Genomic DNA, 18,916 nt, shown 5'->3' with positions numbered 1-18,916 from the left:
ATCGTGGTTCTTTTTAGATGAGGGGGGTTCAGCGAACTTGTTGGTCGCGTGACTTAACCGATCGCTGCCGCAAATGCTTGGTCAACTGATTATTTATTTGGTTCGCGGGCAGGGGGCGTTTCTGCCGCGATGCTGTTCTCCAAGTCTTCATATTTGACCCGGAGTGTGTACAGTTTGATCACGGCAATATTATTGGAAACTACAAAAAGGTCACTGAAAAAAACGTCTGACCAAGTGCCAACAGGATTAATAATGGATAACACCACAATAATCACCGTCATCACGGGCAGAACGTGGCGAGTACGCGTCAATTTTTCCCGCGTCGTCAAGTTTGTCCAAAGAATTTTCATTTCTGACACTCCTTTTATATGATAAAAAATGATCAATACTCATTCTTATTATATCACTAAAAAAAACTATAACAACATAAAAAGGAAAAACACATAAATAATAATCGAATTAGAGCAGTTATTATGAATCAGCTGTCATGAATCAGCGAACCAGGATCAGCCCTCATGAATTAGCCAACCTGAATTAGTTATCATGGGCCGGCGAACTCGAATCCGCCAACCTGAATCGGTTATCATGGGCCAGCGACCCCGAATCGGTAAACCCTAATCAGCAAACCCGAATCAGTCACCATAAAGTCACCAGACATCCGCCGGACGGCTTGCTCTAAATTCCTAAATCTCCCGTGAATAAGTCAGACGGTAAGATTGTTTTTTCGATCAGAAGCGGTATACTGCACCTAGAATGCTCGGCGCGCCGAGCCAGTGAGGGGTTAATGATCATGACATTTAAGCTTTTTGGCCATCGTGGCTATCCAGCACGTTTTCCAGAAAATAGTTTGGCCGGTTTCCGCTACGCCGCCGCGCATCACTTCGCCGGCGTGGAGACCGATGTTCAGTTCAGCCGCGACGGCGCGCTGATTGTGATGCATGACGAATGCTTGGACCGGACCACCAATGGTCATGGGCAGCTCCATGACTATACCTTGGCCCAATTACGTCAATTCCATTTGGCCAATGGAGAGCCGGTGCCTACCTTGGCCGAAGTTTTGACGATTTTCGCCGGTAGTCAAGTCGCCTTGAACATTGAATTCAAGACGGGAAATCTCCGCTATCCCGGCATTGAAGCGGCAACCCAAGCCGCCGTGGTGGCCCATGATTGCGCGGCGCAAACCCTGTATAGTTCCTTCAACCCGGACAGCCTGGTGACCATCGCCAAAATCGCGCCCCAACAAGAGCGCGCGTTATTAGTGGAAGGAAACGCGATCCCGGCGTGGGGACAAGTCGGTCAGCTGGTCACGGCGCTGCACAGCGACACTTATTTCCCGGATCTGGCGGTACCACAACGATTGTGGACGATCAATGATCCGATCCAAATGCAACATTTAGCTAGTCAACCTGGAGTGATCGGGTTGATCACGGATCGTTATGAGCAGGCCAGTGAGTTGGTGCCGCAAGCGCGGACGGCGGTTGCTGCTTCGTAAATCTACGTTTGATTGCAGGTTTTGGTGGGTGTGGGCGGGGACGCAACCGCCTCAGGACGTTTGTCGTGGCTGGAACGCGGTGGGCACTGTTTTGAGCCAATCCGCAAAGTGCGCGGCTTGTCTCAAAATCGTGACCGCCGCGTTTCACCACCCCCAGCCCGACCTGGAGCCCCACCACATCTGCCAACCACCAACGCCACGCGCAGCGCAAGCTGCGGCCAATCTACTTTTAGCATAGTAGCTCACATCGATTTAATTAGACAACGCCGTAGCCGCAATTGCCCGGGCGCCTTGACCAATCACCGTTTTGGGGTTTAAATAGAATTGAGGTGTTGACGGTGCGAAAACTACGGGCGACTTTAGATACGACCCATGTAAGTTATATTTTCAAAGGATTATTAGTGGGACTGATTGCCGGTTTAGGGGTCAGTCTTTTTCGCTTATTGATCGAAGAATCGTTGCGAGGCTGGCGGTTCCTCTATGGCCGCGCTCACGGCAACGGTTGGTGGCTGGTGCTGATCGTGGCGCTATTGGTGTTGATCGGCGTGATCAACGTGGTGCTGATCAAGCAACAGCCCCACATTATGGGCTCAGGGATCCCCGAAGTCGAGGCGCAGTTGGAGGGGAGTTTGCAACTTCACTGGTGGTCGATTTTGTGGCGGAAATTTGTCGGTGGGGTCTTGGCGATCGGCGCCGGCCTCTTTCTCGGGCGTGAAGGTCCCTCGATCCAGTTGGGTTCCTCGATCGGCGAAGGCTTCGCGGCTTTGACCAAGGAAAAAGGCACCGACGCCCGCGTGTTGATCGCGGCGGGAGCGGCCAGTGGCTTATCGGCGGCGTTCAACGCTCCGATGGCTGGGACGATGTTCGTGTTGGAAGAGGTCTACCATAATTTCTCGCCGCTGGTCTGGATGACCGCCTTGTCCGGGGCAGTGGGTGCCAATTTCGTGTCCTCCAATTTCTTCGGTTTAACGCCGGTCTTGCATCTGGAGTACGCGGATAATTTTCCCTTGGCGTTATACTGGCACCTGATTTTATTGGGGATTTTCCTTGGGGTGATGGGCATCGTGTACCAGCGCATCCTGTTGTACATGCCCAAACTTTATGAGAAAATCGGCAAACTTCCGCGGTACGCTGACGGGATCGTGCCCTTGTTATTGGTCACGATCGTTGGTTATTACTGGCCGCAAACGCTAGGCGGCGGCAACGGCTTGATTTTGAGCTTAGCCCAGCAACAACCGGCGGCGTTAGTGGTTTTCGGGCTCTTTAGTCTACGGTTTATTTTCTCAATGATTTCTTACGGGTCCGGTCTACCTGGGGGCATCTTCCTGCCGATCCTGACTTTGGGCGCGCTCTTAGGCGATTTCTACGCGGTGATCATGGTCAACTTGCACCTTTTGCCCAAGGCGTTGATCCTCAACTTGGTGATCGTGGCCATGGCCGGTTACTTCGCCGGGATCGGGAAAGCGCCCTTCACCGCGATTCTGCTGATCACCGAAATGGTCGGGAATTTAAGCCATTTGATGCCGCTGGCCGTGGTGTCCTTGACCGCTTATTTGGTCGTTGACCTGCTAGGTGGCGCGCCGATCTACGAATCCCTAGCTGCGAAAATGACGCTAGACCAGAAATTGGCCAAATTGACCGGGCGCAACGACCGCATCGAGATCCCGGTTTTCGAAGGCACACGGTTCGTCGGCTTGCAAGTGCGCGATGTGGAATGGCCGACTAACACACTGCTGATGTCGATCCACCGCGGTTCTCGGGAAGTGATCCCCAAGGGTGACACCGAGATCCTCGCCGGCGACACCCTGGTGATCTTGACCGACCACAACCAACGCGCCCAAGTCAAAAAGGAGATCATCGCCCTCAGCCAACAACCTGACCGCGTACGAATCTGAAAAATTGGCGGGCCTCTACTTGAGCTAATTGTCCAATAACTCGCGCCAGAATTGACAGGAATCAAACGACCAGTCATCAGGGCAACCGAATTTGCCAGCCCAGCCAGCTGAAAGCAATCAAACTGGAAACAATCAGCTGACACAGCCCAGTGGCACTCAAACTTCCAGCAAAGAACCAACCAATCTTAAACCAGACGAAAAAAATCAGCGGCAGTCGCTAAAAAAACGACTGCCGCTGATTCTTTTTATGTGGCGAGGCTCGGCCGAAATGGTTTTTCCAAATTGAAATCAAGCCAATTTGTCTTTGGGGCTGATATATGGTAACACCACCTAGTTTGAAGACTAGATCGGTTCATCTTGTGCGATTTGAACCACTTTATTCACCGTTCAAGCAATCCCTAGTGAGAACGGACAATTAGCAAGACCTTACGCTAGTTCCGCAGACAAGCTTTACTGGTGTCGCCAATTTAAAGATTGGAACCACTAACCACGATCTTCAATGGCGTGGCGCCACATTATTTGAACACAGCAAATCAGTTGGCGTGCGTGCTCAAACGACTGTTAAAACGTTGAGCGGCTGGAGCGGAGCGAATCGGGGTGAGATCGCCGTCAACCTGTTGTGTTCCGCGTTGAAACGTGTTCGCCGACCTAGCTTCCTGCGCTTAGCTACGCAATTGTTCCGGAAGCAAAGTGCGGCTTCCAAAACAATTGCTAGGCTAATGCTCAGAAGCTGACCAGGTCGGCTCACACTCTGTTTTGAAACGTGCTCCACACAACTGACTTATGCGCTTAACTACGCCAGGCTTCTGGAGGCAAAGCCCAACCTCCAAAATCCTGGCTAGGTTAATGCTCAAAGTCAACCCGTTGTGTTCCGCACTCTGACGTTGGTGGGCAGTTTACTTGTCTGGCGGAAGGTCGGGCTGGGGGTGAGTCAGTTGTGCCCGCCGCGTTCCACCACCCCCAGCCCGACCTGGAGCCCACCACACTTGCCAACCACCAACGCCCCGCGCAGCGCAAGCCGCGGACAATCTGCTTTTCAAAAGCAACGTAAACTAGGGATGAACGGTGACTTGATCCAGCCGAATAATCTGATCGTAATCCTTTAAGTGTGCGTCAGGAACTTGATGAGCCACTTCAATGAGAGTTTGCTGACTGGCCATAAATAGCTGATGGATCTGCTCAGCCGTCTGTTGATCCAATGACGAAGTAGCCTCGTCGGCGAGAATGATCGGCCGATCATACAACTGCGCGCGGGCAATTTCTAAGCGCTGTAATTCACCACCAGAAAGATTCTGCCCATTCTCACCGACTTGATAATTCAACCCTTCACTGGTACTGAATTGCGCCAATCCGGCATTTGTCAGCGCCTGTTGCAACTGGTCAACGCTGAACTCGCGGCCTAAAGTGAGATTGAATTTGATCGTATCATCAAACGCGAACGGTTGCTGACTGATCCAGGCAAACTGTTCTTCAACCGTTGTCGGCGAATAGTCAGCGATCGGGTGCCCATTGAACGTATAATTGCCAGCGCTGGGAACCAGTTCGTCTTGCAAAACCGCCAATAAAGTTGATTTGCCAAAGCCAGAGGGAGCGGTGAGTAACACTTTCTCGCCGGCCGCGATTTTGACATCCAACTGACTAAATAGTTCGTGTTGGTCAACGGTCACGGCCAGTTGGCTTAACCGCAAGTCATGAAAGTCGCTGATTGCGGCGGCATGATTCGCTTCAGCTTGTTCTTCCGCGCGCCTTGCTTGATTTTGTTTAGCGGTCAGCACCCGGGCTTGGATCTCCTTGACGGTTTGCCGCTGATTATTCGCGCCAACGATGGCCATCAAAGGATTGGTAACGCTATTCGATAACTGCATCACCGACACGAAACTAGCCAAGCTCAAAGCGCCCAAAATAATCCGATAGACACCCACACCGAACGGAAAGGTCATTGCCGTGAGCATGGCGACCGTGTAAGCCAAGGTGTTGGCCACGCCAATCGTCAAATTCATCCGCCGCAAATTATGCTCCAACTGCGCACCCTGGCCCAACAGTTTACGCCCTAAATTAGCTTCGGCTTGGTAGGTGCGGATCGTCCGTTGCCCGGTTAAAACATCCTTCAACCGATTGGTGAAACCGGCATTAGCTTGCGACCACTCCTTGCCGCGGGAACTGATCCTGCCTTGGGTAAGATTAGAAATCAACAGTGGCACCAACGAGCCAACGAAGAAGGCCAGTGTGGTCCAAATATCATAAGTCAATGACGCGACCAACGCGAACACAAAAGTTAGCAAATTGGTGGCAATACCCATCTCAGCCTTGATCCCATTCGTTTCAAGCTGTTTCAAGTCATTGGTCATGAACGAAATATTCGCCGAAATCAGCTTCTTTTCAGGCGCCTCCGCGAGTAATTCTGTAATCATGATTTGCTTTATTTCCAGATTGGCGTCCGCCACGTAACGAGTTTCCGCGTTAACTTGCAGCAAGCTCACCCCGCAGAAGATCAAGAACCCAATGACAGCAATCACACTATTTTGCAAGAACATTGTCAGGTTGGCCTTGGTTGCCGCCGCAATAAAGCGCCCAAGAATAAACGCCATGAAAACACTTTGAAGGCTATCCAGCGCTGTCCAGAACAAGAAATTAATCAGTTTCAACTTTTTCCCAAACTTAAAAATTAGCATTCTACTCACTCCAAAAGAATATTATCAGCACAAAACCAGGGCGCCAATTATACATTTAATCAAATCAAGTAACGCGCTGTCGTTATGTCAGCGCCAACACTTCTGGGATTTCAAGCGTGGTCTTTGCCAAGCATCCGATAAATGACGACACGAATGACCGCTGAGTTGAGTAAGGATCAGACTTGAAACGATTATTATTAAAAGATAATTATTAACTTGGTTAAGAATATTATATCTCATAAGTAAGACGAATCAATACTTTTCTCATTTTTTTGTAATCACTCATTATTTTCTTTAATAATTCGTTTATGTGGGCGGGTACAAAGCGTTTTCTGTGGCTGGGCCGCTGGGAAAAAGTCAGGCGATGGGACAGCTGCTGATCAGGCTGGGTGCTTTTGCTGGGCTAGTACTTTTGCGCAGTGGTTGTGCCGGCGACGTTCTGGTTGTGATGGTTGTCTTAGCGACTAAAGCAACTGCCTAAAGTTTCTTTTCAAAGCCTTCCATGGGGGCTAGGGTGTTCTGATAAGAGGCTTGGGCGGTTTCGTCATCAGTAAAGTGCATCACGCTGCGGAAGGCGGTGCGCAAATATTCTTGCATCGCCCCGGGGATCGCCAGTTCGTCCATGTCCAGCGCGCTGAAAGTCGTCCGAAGACTAGCTGGGGTGTTGGTCGCGACTTTTTGGACCCACTGTGGTTCGCGGAGCAATTCGCGTCCGATCGCCACAAAGTCTGCGCCATCATTGATCGTGGCTTCCGCGTCTGCGGGTTGTTCCAACGAGCCGACGCCGATCAACGGGATGACGCCAGCGGTATGCGCCGCGAATTGCGACAGTAGGGTTTCGGTATTTTGCGGATCATTGAGGGAGGTCCGTTGGTAACTGCCCATGGATAGATGGAGATAATCAACTTTATCCTTGATTTGATCCACGAAATACAGCGAATCGGCCAAGCGGATCCCCGGCGTTTCCAACTCTTCTGGGGAAAGGCGATAACCAACCACGAACGGTCCAGTGGCGTAACGCGCAACCACTGCTTGCACTTCCGCAATCACCGCTAGCGGAAATTGCAACCGCCGCTGACGGGTGCCACCCCATTGATCGGTGCGCTGATTTGAATTCTCCGAATAAAATTGTTGCAACAAGTAAGTGGTCTTGAATGGGTCTAGAAGAATGAAATGGTTGTTATCAAGGTATTGGGGTCAGAATTTCAATATGCACTTTTTCGGAGTAGTCGCCAACTTATTCATAAACGGTCAAGTACTTGCCGAAGTCAATCACACTTTCTAGCCTAAGCAATCTCGTCGGCTAATAAGCCGTGTCTCGTTGATCTGGCCTACCATAGTTAATAACTGTGGTTAGTGGTTATTAGGTCGGTGATACTAGCACAGCCTGTCTGATGAACTAGGGGAAGTTTTTGATGATTCGTTCTGTTCCCAACAAATGTTTACATAACTTTAAATTCATTTCTGCTACTTTTTTACTGATCTCCCTTGAACTCATAATGATTACACAACCATCTTCGATATGTCGGCGCCTAACAAATTGGTGAGGTACAATAGATAATAGAGGCCGTGAAATCAACAATGGCAGTATTTGTATCACTGGATATTTTGCTAAAGACCACTGTGACTCAGACTCAAGCTCGACTTTTCCTGAGATTATTGCGATAACAATAGTGGAGGTTAGGATTATGACTACTTTTGGTGAGAATTTGAAACAGGTCCGGCACTTACACCACCTGACCCAAGTGGAACTTGCTGACCAACTAAATATTTCGCGTTCAGCTATTTCCAGTTGGGAAGTTGGCCGAAGCTACCCAGATCTGGATATGCTGGTCAGTTTAAGTCGCGTTCTCCAAATCTCCGTTGATCAATTAATCAAGGAGGCGCCTGTAATGGTTGCAACAATTAGTCGCGAACAACACAACAATCGGAAAAGAAAGCTTGCCTTACGAATCATTATTCCTGTTTTCTTTGCGTTATCAGTATTCACCGCATATCTGGTTTACCAGGATGTGGATGCTGTTAATCGGTTTTTCTCACCTAATTGGTCGGCTGGGTTGACTATTAAGAAACGTCAGGCTAACGTGTGGACCACTGTGGTCTGGGACCAAGGTTCACTGGTTAAGGGTTCGATTTTCAGAAAGTCGACATTGACTAATCATGTCGCCAGCACCAGTCAAGTCAGGGTGCGCCTGGTCGATCGAAACGGTCAAGCGCTGGGAAAATCCTTTAGCCTTAAACCAGGACAGCAGCGAAAACTGAACGTTAAGTCACGACAAGTCTTTCGGGTTAAAGTCAAGTTACCTCAAGGCAGGTACATCCTAAATTGCCATTGATTTAGTGACCGGCGATAATCTGTTAAGACGTAATCTGACCAAACGTACATTATTTCCCGGGAAATAATGGTCTCGAATCGCTTGATGCGTTATAACGCTGTTGTAACGGTGAAGCTTACGAATGGAAGTGAGCATTTGGCACAGGTGGGAATGTAGCCCCAATCAGGCGTCAACCTCAACGTCGGGTTGGCGCTTGATTGATGGAATAACGTCTTCTGTCGTGAAAACATTTGAAGCAATAACTGTAAAGAAAACTTCAACAGCACTTATGATTGCGCTTTCTCCGATTTTTTTGTATGATTAAGTAAGAATCATTGAATAACTTTTTTGCAAAGAAAGAAGAATAGCGATGCACTTATTAACGAAGCGTGAGATGCAAATGATGACGATTTTGTGGCACGCTGATAAGCCGTTGTCATCGAAGGAGATTGGTGCCTTATCACCGGACATCAGGCCGAATAAGGTGTTGGCGGTCATCCGCAAACTACTCAAACGGGACTTTATCGAGTCTGTATCGGTTGGCGTTAGTGGGGACACCATAGTGCGGGAATATGGCCCGGTTCTGACGGAAGGGGAGTACATGACGGCGTTGGCTGCTGATGTCGAAGCGCAACTGAGGTCCGGCGACTTTCTTGGTACGTCGGATTCGTTAGAAGATCTGGCTGCCGTATCCGCGGTGATCAAAGAACAGCAACAAGCAAAGATTGACGGTCAGGACAAAGACAAGGACCTGGACAAGGATAAAGACAAGGATAAGCGCTGGGGTACGCATCGCCGTAAAGATAAGAAGATAACGTGGTTGTGGAAGTGACTAGCTGATCACGTTGGGCATCTTTAGTGGGTTGGTTTGCTGGCCGCGTTTTTCTTGAGCGGGCAGGTGTCAGTGGCCGCGTTGACTGGAGGAGAGAATCTTGAAGAAGAAAGTTAGTCTGTTGGTGTTGGTTCCGCTGATCTTGATCGTGGGTGTCGTCGTTTTCTTACGGGTGAACACGAAAACGAGCGCGCCGACGATGCAAGACGTGACCGTGAGTACCGAAATCACCGCGGATACCATGCGGATCGTGCTCCATCCCCGCGCGAAGAATGTTATTCTGACCACGGCGCTTGCGGACTCTGATGGTTACCAAATTTATTCCCGGCGGTTTCTACCTTGGAAATCGCCCCAACGTGATCTGGTTCTAACCTATCATAAAGATACGGAAAATGCCGTGATCACGCGCCCCAATGGCTCTAAAATACCCGCAGACGCCGATTTCGCGGTGCGTTTGCTTTATTTTGATGGCGAGAAGAAATTGACTTGGGACTTGAATTAATTGGCTAAATGCAATAGAATTAAATGGATATAAGCAAGGAGGTCTATCATGTCGCAAAATTTGCATACTGGGATCGATGGCAACCGTCGTCCAGTCAACCAGTCTAACATCAAGAAAAACATCAAAGCAAATGATCAAGTTTTAGCAACTTTGAAGAAGTTGGCTGACGCCGACAAGTAAGCAGTGTCCGTTTCGGGGCTGATGCTGGAGACCGCACTTTTGGTGTTGGTCTTTTTATTTTGCTCAAAATCATTGGCCGAGCTGACCGCGCCGGATCCTGATCGGAATCTTAGTCGGCCTTGACCGTTATTGCGACGCGGTGGGACTGTTTGTTAAAATAATTTCCGAAAGTTTCGGGAAACTGCGGCGGGTTCGCGTAATTAACTTTAGTGGGGTCAAACGAGTGGATCCAAGGCGAGCGGATCCAAGGTGAGTGAATCGAAAACGAGCGAATCGAAGTTGAAACGACCGGAGTTCCGGTGCGGTGCCGAAACAGGCGTTCGTAATAAAAACTGCCTAGCAAAGGGGCGGCTAGGCAGGCGTTTTTGAATTTTCGATTTTCGGTTGAGCAAGGACTAGTTCAGAACGGGCTCACTGAGCCAATCGAAGGCGAGTAGGGTTTGGGTCGCGGTTTGGATCGGGATCCAAAGTTCGGCGGCGCGGATCTTAAAGAGGGTCCACCAGAAGAGCGAGTCACTTTTCTGGGTTTTGGTGAGGTGCAGTTTAACGGTTTGGCCGTCCTCGGTTTCGCATTCGATGTTGTTGGCGTTCTTGATCGTTTTGATTTGAACTGTCGTAATTTGCTCGCTGTCATTGATCAACATAAGTATCATCCTTTCATTGACTGAGCATGGTAATAGCATAACCGAGAATGATGACCGATTTGGGACCGTTTTATCCGGAAGGCGTGTTTTTACTTTGAAGAAAGATAGATGGTTCTTAACAGTCGTTAAAGGTTTTAGCTTTTTATTAAGGGGTCGCTGTGCGGGCGCAATAGGCGGCGCTTGCAAAAAGTTCGTGAAAGCGTGGGTCGCGACCGGAATTTGTGCTAAACTAAGAGAAAATAGGCTAATCGAGGTCAATGCGATGAATGTTTTTCAAATTCTTAAATTTATTACTGTGAATCACCGTAGTTTGGCGCCAGAACAAGTGGTGCTGACCGATTTGAACGGGAAACCGAACGCGGTGATGACCGATCTACTCCATGATATTCTGACCAAGATCTACTTATTTGTGGATCTTGGCGCGGTCAATGATCCTCATGAGGTGATCACCAAGTTGGCGGTAGTCACGCCACTGCCCCATGATGTTTTGGACGAATATCAAAAGGCGTTGGAGCAAAGTGTTTATCAGGTCAATTTTGCGACCAAGAAGCAACTGGTGGAGATCGTCTACGACGATTTTGTTTAGGGGGATCCAGTCAAATCAAGCCGGCGTAAACCAAGTTCAGGAATCGCGGGACTTGGTTTATTTGTTATTCGCGGGGACGTCGTTGTTGGCTGATGATCCGCGCTGGATCACAGTTCGTAGTGGGACCACGGTTAGTCGCAGTTCGTAAGGGGACCACGGCTTGTCGAAGTGAAGGAGGTGGCGCCGATGAAATTGCGCTGTGCTTATTGTGGGTTGGATTTGAATGAACAACATTTTCAGGTCAGCGCGACGGCGTTGACCAGTATTTGTGACCTGTGCCAGCAACGGGGGCTTCAGCCGGGACAATGGGCCAACCCGCAGATCGCGGCTTTGGCGCAGGCGCGTTCGGGGCAGTTTCTGGGGCAAAGCGAATTGGCGCCGGCGATCCCGATCACGCCGGACTTGGCGCGACCACAACCGTTGGCGCTGAACAAGCAACAGCGGCGAGCCTGCGCTAGTGTGATCAATGCGTTTGATGCTTTGACGGTGGCTTGGCAAACGCCGGCGCGGCGGCGGGATTTTTATCAGCGGATCATCGGTTGGCAGGATCAGCCCCAGGCGAATTTGACTGGCGATCTGCCGCAAGATCTGCGTCACCTAGGTTGTGACACCACCGGCCTTTTTGACAAAAACGACTTGGATTACGCTACTCGTCAGCGGGTTCGGGAACAATTCGGTTATCGTTGTCAATATTGCGGTCGTTATGGCGATAGTGTGGATCACAAGGATCCGGTGGCGTTATCGGCGGATAATCGGCGGGCGAATTTGACTTTGGCCTGTCGCGAGTGTAACCGGCTGAAGGGGGACATGCCTTACGCGCTGTTCGTGCAATGGAATCAGGAAGTGGCCCCACTGCTCCGTAAATTGGCGGCGGCTCAGCGGACGTTGACGGCGTTGCGTCAGCGTCAGGAGCGCGTTCAAGCCAAATTGGCGGTGGAGCAGCATTTGCATGGTCAGGTCAAGGCGCCTGCCGCCCAAGCATTGCGGCAACAGATCAAGTTGTTGCAGGGGTTGCGCGATGGTGAGAACAGTCAATATCAGAAGTGGATCAAGTTGCGTCATGATTATGTGATCAGTCATTATCAGGCTTGGTTGTTGGCGGAAACGGAGGAATAGGGATGCGATTTTTACAAACGGCGGATTGGCATATCGGGCGGCGCTTGTTCGGCTATGATCTGTTGGCGGAACAGGCGGCGGTCTTGAGTCAGGTGGCGACGATCGCCCAGGAAGAACAAGTGGACGCGATCGTGATCGCCGGGGATCTGTATGACCGGCAAAATCCTAACGAAACGGCGGTGGCGTTGCTGGATGCCACGATCCAACAGTTGAATTTGAGTTTGAAACTGCCCTTGTTGGTGATCAGCGGCAATCATGATAGCGGCGTTCGTTTAGGCGTGGGCGCCGATTGGTTCGCCGAAACCGACTATTTCTTGCGGACGACTTTGGCCTCGGTGGATCAGCCGCTAACGTTGGGGGACGCGCAATTTTTCCTGTTGCCTTATTTCGAACCGTTTCAGGCGCGGCAATTTCTGCAAGATGACAGTATCCATACTGTGGCCCAAGCGATGACCCAGTTGGTGGCGCGGATGCAGGCGCAATTTACGCCGGGCTTGCAACATGTCTTGGTGGCGCATTTCTTTGCGGCGGGCAGCACCCACTCGGACTCGGAGACAACGGTGGCGGTGGGCGGCTTGGACGCGGTGCCGCTGGATCAATTGGCGGAGTTCGATTACGTTGCCTTGGGACATATCCACAACAAGAACGCGCTGCACAGCGAACGGGTCCGTTATAGCGGTTCATTGAACAAGTTTTCGCTTTCAGAAGTTGATCAGACCAAGGGGGTTTTGATCGTTGAAACGGCGCCAGAGTTAACCGTCAAGTTCCGACCGGTCACCCCACTCCACGATGTTCAAAATATTCGCGGCGCTTTTGCGGATTTGAGTGATCCTGACTACTTACGCCAACATCAGATCGATCAAACGGCGTATACCGGGATCGTCTTGCAAGATACGAATATCATTAGTAACGCCAGCGGGAAATTAAAGGCGCAATTTCCGCGTTTCTTGACGATGCAGCGGGAGCAAAGCGTGCAATTGGCTCAGCGGCAACACTTGACGCAGGCGCAGATCAAAGCGCCGTTACAGTTGTTGGCGGATTTCTATCAGCAGTTGACCGCTAAACCCTTAACGCCAGCCCAGCAGACTTGGGCGGCGGAAACTTTGAAGGAGGTGGATCGTTCATGAAGCCAATCAAATTGACACTGGACTTCTTCGGGCCCTATCGCCACGAGGTTGTCGATTTCAGTCGGTTCGAGCAACAACCGCTGTTCTTGATCAGCGGGGCGACCGGCGCTGGCAAATCGACCTTGTTCGATGGGTTGGTTTACGCGCTATACGGCGATGCCGCCAGTCCGCAACGCCAAGATAAGGATCTGCGCTCTGATTTCGCCACCCCGGCAGACTTGACCCAAGTGACCTTGACCTTCAGCCATCGGGGTAAATTCTATCAGGTGTTGCGCAGTCCGGCCCAGACGCAGAACAAGAAGCGGGGCAGCGGTGTGACGGAAATGTTGACCCAAGCCAGTTTGACCGTTTTCCAAGACGCCGCCCTGCAAGTGGAAGAGAATCAGATCCTCCAAGTCAAAAAGGTCAATCTCTTTTTGACCGATCTGTTGCAAATGAACTCGGCCCAATTTCGCCAAATCATTTTGTTGCCGCAAGGAGATTTCCGGAACTTCCTCGATGGTGACAGTGACCAAAAGGAACAAGTGTTGCGCAACCTCTTCCAAACCCAGCGTTATGAACGCTGGATCGACGCATTACAGCAATCTTATAAAGATCAACGCAAACAAAACGAGGCCACGACGCAACGGATCCAAGCACTGTTGCAACAGGTCCTGTGGCCAGCTGATGGCGCGCCGGCGGAAACCACGTCCTTGCCTGAACAGGCGGCGTTGTTGGCCAGCCAACTGCAAGACCAGCAAGCAGAATTGGCCCAGCTCAAACAACAAAAAGACGCTCAGACTGAAGTTAGTGCCGCTGCCCAAACGGCGTTACAACAGGGCCAACAAGTTAGCGCTTTGTTGGCCCAACAGGTGAAATTACAGCAGGACCAAGCCAAATTAACCGCCCAAGCGCCGACGGTGGCCCATTGGCGGCAACAGCTCCAAGACTGGCAATGGGCGCGGGAATTGCGACCACAACAGGAACAATTCACCACGGCGCAAGACCAAAGCGCGGATTTGCAACAACGGCTGGCCGCCAACGCCAAATTAAGTCAAGCCAACGGGCAAGCGCAAACCGCCTTGGCCCAAACCCAAGCGCAACTGACCGCGGCGCAACCAGAACAAGCGCAATTACAGGCGCAGATCCAACAATGGCAAGCGCAACTACCGCTGTATCAGGAAGCTGATGGGCAACGAAGCGCTCGCGATCAGGCGGCGGCCCAAGTGACGGCGCAACAGACCAAGGTCAGCGCGGCGGCAACCAAATTGGAGCGCCAGCGGCAAGAGTTGGCGGCGTTGACGGCGGCCCAAGCGCAACAGCCCGACTTCGCTGGGGAACAAGTGGTCTTATTGACCCGACAGACGCAATTGCAGGACTGGCAAAAACAATTGGCCCAACTGCAACAGACCCAGCAACAATTGCAGGACTGGCAAAGCCAACAAACGGCGTTAAGTCAAGAACAGCTCACCTTGAACGCGGCGGCGGAGCGCGCTTTGAGCGTCTATCAGCGCCAACGAAGTGACTTCGCGCAGCAGCAGATCGCCCGTTTGAGTCAAGATCTGTTGCCGGACACGCCTTGCCCAGTCTGCGGTTCGCGCCAACATCCCGCGCCAGCGGTGGCCGTGGCCAGCACCGTTACCCAAGCGGCGGTGGATGAAGCCGATCAAGCTCGGCAAGGAGCCAGTCGCGCCGCCTTAGCCAAAGAGCATGAATTGACAGAATTGACCAATAAAATGACCGCTCAAACGACCACGCTACAAGCTGCCGCTCAAGCGTTACAGCAAGAATTGGTGGCGGCGTCATGGTTGGCGCTGCCTGACACCTTGACGGCGGATTTTTATCAGGCGGGGGCTAGCTTACTAACGGCGCCGGTCGCTAAGCTGCATCAAGATCAGCAAGCATTGGCGACGGCTCAGCAAGCCAGTCAGCAAGCGCAACATCGGTTGGTTGAACTGCGGCAACAAGTGGAACAGGCCCAAACGGCGGGACAAGCCGCTCAAGAACAGCTGCATCAAGCCCAACAAACGCTGGCGATCCAACAAACTCAATTGGCTGACCTTCAGGCGCGTCTGGCGGTGGACTTCGCCACTTCGCAGGCGTTACAACAAGCACTGGATCAGACGTTACAACGTTATAACGCCTACCAGGAGCAAGTTCAAAGCGTGGCGGAGCAGCACCAAGCGTTATTACAACAGGCGAAGGTCCAAGAAGCTGACAGGCGGCATTTTGCGGAACAGTTGGCGACGACACAAGCCCAAGTGACCCAGTTACAGGCCCGCTTGGCGGCGGCGTTTAGCCACCAGTGGCCAGAACTAACGGACTTTGCGGCGCAAAATCAGGCCTATCAAGCCTTATTGACTGCGGGGCGGCAACAGGAGCAGGTGACCGCGCAAGTCAAAGCCTATGAGGAACAGCAGTTGAAACTGAGCACCTTACTGGAAGAAGTGGTGACTAAATTACCCGCGGCGGCGGACCAACCCGATTTGGTGGCGTTACAGGCCGCCGCGGCTAGCGCCAGCGACCAACTGGCCCAGTTAAGTGATCGATTTGCGGCGCAAACGCAGCAGCAGCGCCAACAACACCGATTATTGACCGGGATCCAAACAGCGCTGAGCCAATTGACTGATTTGACCGAATTACAAGAATTGGCGGAAGTCACTCGCGGCGTGGGCAGTCAGAAGTTGGGACTGGAACGCTACGTTTTGCGGATGTATCTGGAAGAAGTACTCAAAGTCGCCAACACCCGCTTGGATCAGTTGACCCAAGGCCGCTATCAATTGGCGCTTGATGATGAACTTCAAGCCGCACGGAAGAAATCCGGCCTGGAATTGAATGTTTATGATGATTATACCGGCGAATTCCGCAGTGTGCGCACCTTGTCAGGCGGCGAAAGTTTCATCGCGGCCCTGTCACTGGCGTTAGCCTTGGGCGAAGTCGTGCAGCAACAAACCGGCGCCATCGAGATCAACACCCTTTTCATCGATGAAGGGTTCGGCTCGCTGGACGAAGAGGCCTTACAAACGGCGATCGCCGCTTTGACCAGTTTAGAAGGCAAACAACGGTTGATCGGGATCATCAGCCATGTTCGGGAATTACAGTTGCAGATCACCAGCCAATTGCAGGTGGTCGCCAATGGCAATGGCGAAAGCCATATCCGCTATCGCTTGGCCGACGAACCCCTGAGCGACGGGGTGTGACCGGTACGTTAACAGCTGGCCCAGTTGATTGATGATTAGGACAAAAGAAAAAGTCTAAGACTTGTTGATCGATAATTTTGATCAGCAGCCTTAGACTATTTTTGTACTTTTTGAATTTGGGGATCTTTACTTCGCCAGCGCGCTTTTTATTTTCTAACCTTGTTATCCTGCCCGCTAAGGAAAAAGTCAATGCCAGCGCGGCGTCCACGCCAGGAGCGCGCTACAGTTATAACGCGATTTCACCGGTGAACAGCGGTTTGTTTTCGGTGAAGGGATGGTGGGAAACCAGGAGGACAAGTTGTTGTGGATCGGAGAGAAGTTGGGCTTCGATCGCTTGCGCGGTGTGTTCGTCCACGTTGGCGGTGCTTTCGTCCAGCAAGAGTACCACTGGTTTGAGTAAGATCGCCCGCGCCAGCGCGATTCGTTGCCGTTGACCGCCGGACAAGTCGCTGCCATTCGCCGTTAAAATCGTATCTAGTTGATCCGGCAGTTGGTCGATGGTTTCATTTAGACCGACGCTGGCCAGCGCGGCGCGGAGCTCTTGTTGAGAGAATTCACGGCCCAAGGTTAAGTTGAAGCGAACCGAATCATTGAGAATAAACGGTTTTTGGGGAACATAAATTAGGTCTGGTGGGGTCACTGTTGTAGTCACGCCATCTGCTTGCCACGCGACTTGACCGCTGAAATGTTCGGTCAATCCGGCGATGATCCGCAGTAGCGTGCTCTTACCCTGGCCGCTAGCGCCGGAAATCCTGATTTTTGCGCCGGCCGGAACTTGCTTCGAGGTGGGATGCAACCAGACTTGTTGGCCGCTGGCGCTGGTAACGGCGGCCAAATCAAGAGAAACCGTCTGACTGGTTGCCGCCGGGCGCCGGTCCACATTAGCGATGTCGGTCAGATCCAAGTCTTTGTATTTGGCGAAGACGGGATCAACGGCCTTGATTTTGACGATCAGGCCGGAAAGCTGCCCCATCGAGGTGAAGACCGTTCCCGCCAGCGCCCCGACACTGAGCAAAACGCCGGGACTGATTTGATGATTGAGGATCAGCAGACCAGCTTCGAGAATGATGATTTCCTGACTGACCACGCTCAGCAAGCTGACGATGGTGTCAACGGTGATCTCACTACGTTTATAGCCTAGAGTGGCGTCCTTCAGTTCCTTCGAAGAGCGATTGACGCGATGAATGATCTCAAAACGCCGGCCGAAGGAAATCAGTGTTTCAAAACCGTTCAATAGATTTTCCACGCGACTGACGAATTGCTCGTTGGTGGTCGTCAGGATTTTCGAACGATCGGTGATCAGGCGCTTCACCACGCGAGGCATGAACGCCAGAATAATCCCCAGCGCCACCGCCGTCACCGCCAAAGTCCAATGAAACATCATGAAAGCGGAGATCGGAAAGATAATTCCGGAAAAATACATCACAAAATTATAAACCGTTTGGAAGCCTTTGTCGTTGATTTGTTCCACGTCATTGGTCAGCCAAGAGGTATAACGACCGACCGATCCTTTCGCGTTGAAGTTATCGGCGGATTCATTGGCGATCCCGCGGGCCAGGTCGTCACGTAAATGCACATCCATCTTTTGTTTGGCCGACTCCTCCAGATAATCACCATAAATGGAAAAGAAGAGGTTGATCACCGTCAGCGCGATGCCAACGACAAACCAATAAAAGAAGCTGGACCGCTGAAAACCGATCAAACTATCTGATAGTTTGGTGAGAACATATTGAACAATCGTGCTCATCAGAATCGCCATAATAACGAAAAAGAAAACAATCAGGTTCATCTTCTTTTCTTGCAAGAAATACTTCTTTAAATTCATTGACGCCACCCATTTTCCCATAGATTATTGTCTTGGAGCTCGAAAAATCGAATGAAACCCAAATCGACCCATTCAACCAAAAGAGAAATCATCCAGTTAGTTTGTGTCTAAACAAGTCAATTTTAGTCCTGGATCTGGGGGGGTCAAGTAGATTTCTAATATTCTGTTATTATTTTTTAATGTTACCCCGCCGTGGTCAATTGATGACCAATAAATAGCCACAGCGAGTTGTCTCGGCTGCGGCTTTGATGAATAGGACAAAGAAAAAAGTCTAAGACTTGTTGATCGATAATTTTGATCAGTGCCTTAGACTATTTTTTACTTTTTGGGATCACTGCTTCGTCAGCACGGCGTCCACGCAAGGAGCGTGCCACAGTTATAACGCGATTTCGCCGGTGAACAGCGGTGAGGTATTCCGGTTGTAGCTTGGTGAGCGCTAGGATTTTGGGTAGCAAAATCACGAAACCCGGATCCAGACTCGTTTTGGTTCTTCAAGTAATCTATCCCGGTGTCACCCGCCCAAGCAGTCAGGGTTCACAAGCCATGGTCGT

Annotated in this window: 15 protein-coding genes and 1 pseudogene; 11 read left to right on the top strand and 5 right to left on the bottom strand. The window is 51.1% G+C overall.

Going from position 1 to position 18,916, the window contains the following annotated elements; translation table 11 throughout:
- Positions 1 to 89 precede the first annotated feature (89 nt).
- Positions 90 to 350, bottom strand: coding sequence for a hypothetical protein (locus ACYVSB_RS05200; protein ID WP_125601452.1), 261 nt, complete (start codon positions 348 to 350; stop codon positions 90 to 92).
- Positions 351 to 790: 440 nt separating this feature from the next.
- On the opposite strand from ACYVSB_RS05200, the gene ACYVSB_RS05195 reads away from it, so the two are divergent.
- The 3 genes from ACYVSB_RS05195 to ACYVSB_RS05185 all read left to right on the top strand — a co-directional run bounded on the left by ACYVSB_RS05195 (position 791) and on the right by ACYVSB_RS05185 (position 4,121).
- Positions 791 to 1,492: a glycerophosphodiester phosphodiesterase family protein gene (locus tag ACYVSB_RS05195; protein ID WP_125601455.1), complete on the top strand. Its 702-nt coding sequence runs from the start codon at positions 791 to 793 to the stop codon at positions 1,490 to 1,492.
- Between the two features lie 329 nt (positions 1,493 to 1,821).
- Entirely contained in the window at positions 1,822 to 3,387 is a 1,566-nt protein-coding gene (locus ACYVSB_RS05190; protein ID WP_379861088.1) for a ClC family H(+)/Cl(-) exchange transporter, read from the top strand.
- A gap of 542 nt (positions 3,388 to 3,929) precedes the next feature.
- Positions 3,930 to 4,121, top strand: a complete 192-nt coding sequence (locus tag ACYVSB_RS05185; RefSeq protein ID WP_164511199.1) for a hypothetical protein — start codon at positions 3,930 to 3,932, stop codon at positions 4,119 to 4,121.
- Between the two features lie 318 nt (positions 4,122 to 4,439).
- Here the strand turns inward: ACYVSB_RS05185 and ACYVSB_RS05180 are convergent, their stop codons facing one another.
- Both ACYVSB_RS05180 and ACYVSB_RS05175 read right to left on the bottom strand, forming a co-directional pair.
- Entirely contained in the window at positions 4,440 to 6,059 is a 1,620-nt protein-coding gene (locus tag ACYVSB_RS05180; protein WP_125601461.1) for an ATP-binding cassette domain-containing protein, read from the bottom strand.
- A gap of 477 nt (positions 6,060 to 6,536) precedes the next feature.
- Positions 6,537 to 7,205: pseudogene (locus tag ACYVSB_RS05175) on the bottom strand (oxidoreductase); the annotation flags it as partial.
- Positions 7,206 to 7,747: 542 nt separating this feature from the next.
- On the opposite strand from ACYVSB_RS05175, the gene ACYVSB_RS05170 reads away from it, so the two are divergent.
- From ACYVSB_RS05170 to ACYVSB_RS05155, 4 genes are all read left to right on the top strand, one after another.
- A complete protein-coding gene (locus tag ACYVSB_RS05170; RefSeq protein ID WP_125601467.1) occupies positions 7,748 to 8,395 on the top strand; it encodes a helix-turn-helix domain-containing protein in 648 nt (215 codons plus the stop codon).
- 349 nt (positions 8,396 to 8,744) lie between these two features.
- Positions 8,745 to 9,206 carry a hypothetical protein gene (locus ACYVSB_RS05165; RefSeq protein WP_461218680.1) on the top strand — a complete coding sequence of 154 codons (462 nt, stop codon included), beginning with the start codon at positions 8,745 to 8,747 and terminating at the stop codon, positions 9,204 to 9,206.
- A gap of 100 nt (positions 9,207 to 9,306) precedes the next feature.
- The gene (locus ACYVSB_RS05160; RefSeq protein ID WP_461218679.1) at positions 9,307 to 9,708 is read left to right on the top strand and encodes a hypothetical protein; all 402 of its coding nucleotides are present in this window, start codon (positions 9,307 to 9,309) and stop codon (positions 9,706 to 9,708) included.
- Positions 9,709 to 9,756: 48 nt separating this feature from the next.
- Positions 9,757 to 9,888, top strand: a complete 132-nt coding sequence (locus ACYVSB_RS05155) for a hypothetical protein (protein WP_261806828.1) — start codon at positions 9,757 to 9,759, stop codon at positions 9,886 to 9,888.
- A gap of 395 nt (positions 9,889 to 10,283) precedes the next feature.
- Here the strand turns inward: ACYVSB_RS05155 and ACYVSB_RS05150 are convergent, their stop codons facing one another.
- Complete coding sequence (locus ACYVSB_RS05150; RefSeq protein ID WP_461218678.1) at positions 10,284 to 10,532, bottom strand: hypothetical protein; 249 nt, start codon at positions 10,530 to 10,532, stop codon at positions 10,284 to 10,286.
- 262 nt (positions 10,533 to 10,794) lie between these two features.
- Here ACYVSB_RS05150 and ACYVSB_RS05145 point away from each other — a divergent pair, with 262 nt between their 5' ends.
- From ACYVSB_RS05145 to ACYVSB_RS05130, 4 genes are all read left to right on the top strand, one after another.
- Positions 10,795 to 11,118, top strand: a complete 324-nt coding sequence (locus ACYVSB_RS05145) for a hypothetical protein (RefSeq protein ID WP_125599293.1) — start codon at positions 10,795 to 10,797, stop codon at positions 11,116 to 11,118.
- Positions 11,119 to 11,304: 186 nt separating this feature from the next.
- Complete coding sequence (locus ACYVSB_RS05140; RefSeq protein WP_461218677.1) at positions 11,305 to 12,234, top strand: HNH endonuclease; 930 nt, start codon at positions 11,305 to 11,307, stop codon at positions 12,232 to 12,234.
- 2 nt (positions 12,235 to 12,236) lie between these two features.
- Positions 12,237 to 13,361: an exonuclease SbcCD subunit D gene (locus tag ACYVSB_RS05135; protein ID WP_461218676.1), complete on the top strand. Its 1,125-nt coding sequence runs from the start codon at positions 12,237 to 12,239 to the stop codon at positions 13,359 to 13,361.
- A complete protein-coding gene (locus tag ACYVSB_RS05130; RefSeq protein WP_461218675.1) occupies positions 13,358 to 16,540 on the top strand; it encodes an AAA family ATPase in 3,183 nt (1,060 codons plus the stop codon). The genes ACYVSB_RS05135 and ACYVSB_RS05130 overlap by 4 nt, the downstream gene beginning before the upstream one ends.
- Positions 16,541 to 16,766: 226 nt before the next feature.
- On the opposite strand, the gene ACYVSB_RS05125 is transcribed toward ACYVSB_RS05130, so the two are convergent.
- The gene (locus tag ACYVSB_RS05125; RefSeq protein ID WP_461218674.1) at positions 16,767 to 18,365 is read right to left on the bottom strand and encodes an ATP-binding cassette domain-containing protein; all 1,599 of its coding nucleotides are present in this window, start codon (positions 18,363 to 18,365) and stop codon (positions 16,767 to 16,769) included.
- Positions 18,366 to 18,916 lie beyond the last annotated feature (551 nt).

The sequence above is a fragment of the Lapidilactobacillus salsurivasis genome (assembly GCF_054785215.1).
This window is presented reverse-complemented; position numbering and strand designations above follow the sequence as displayed.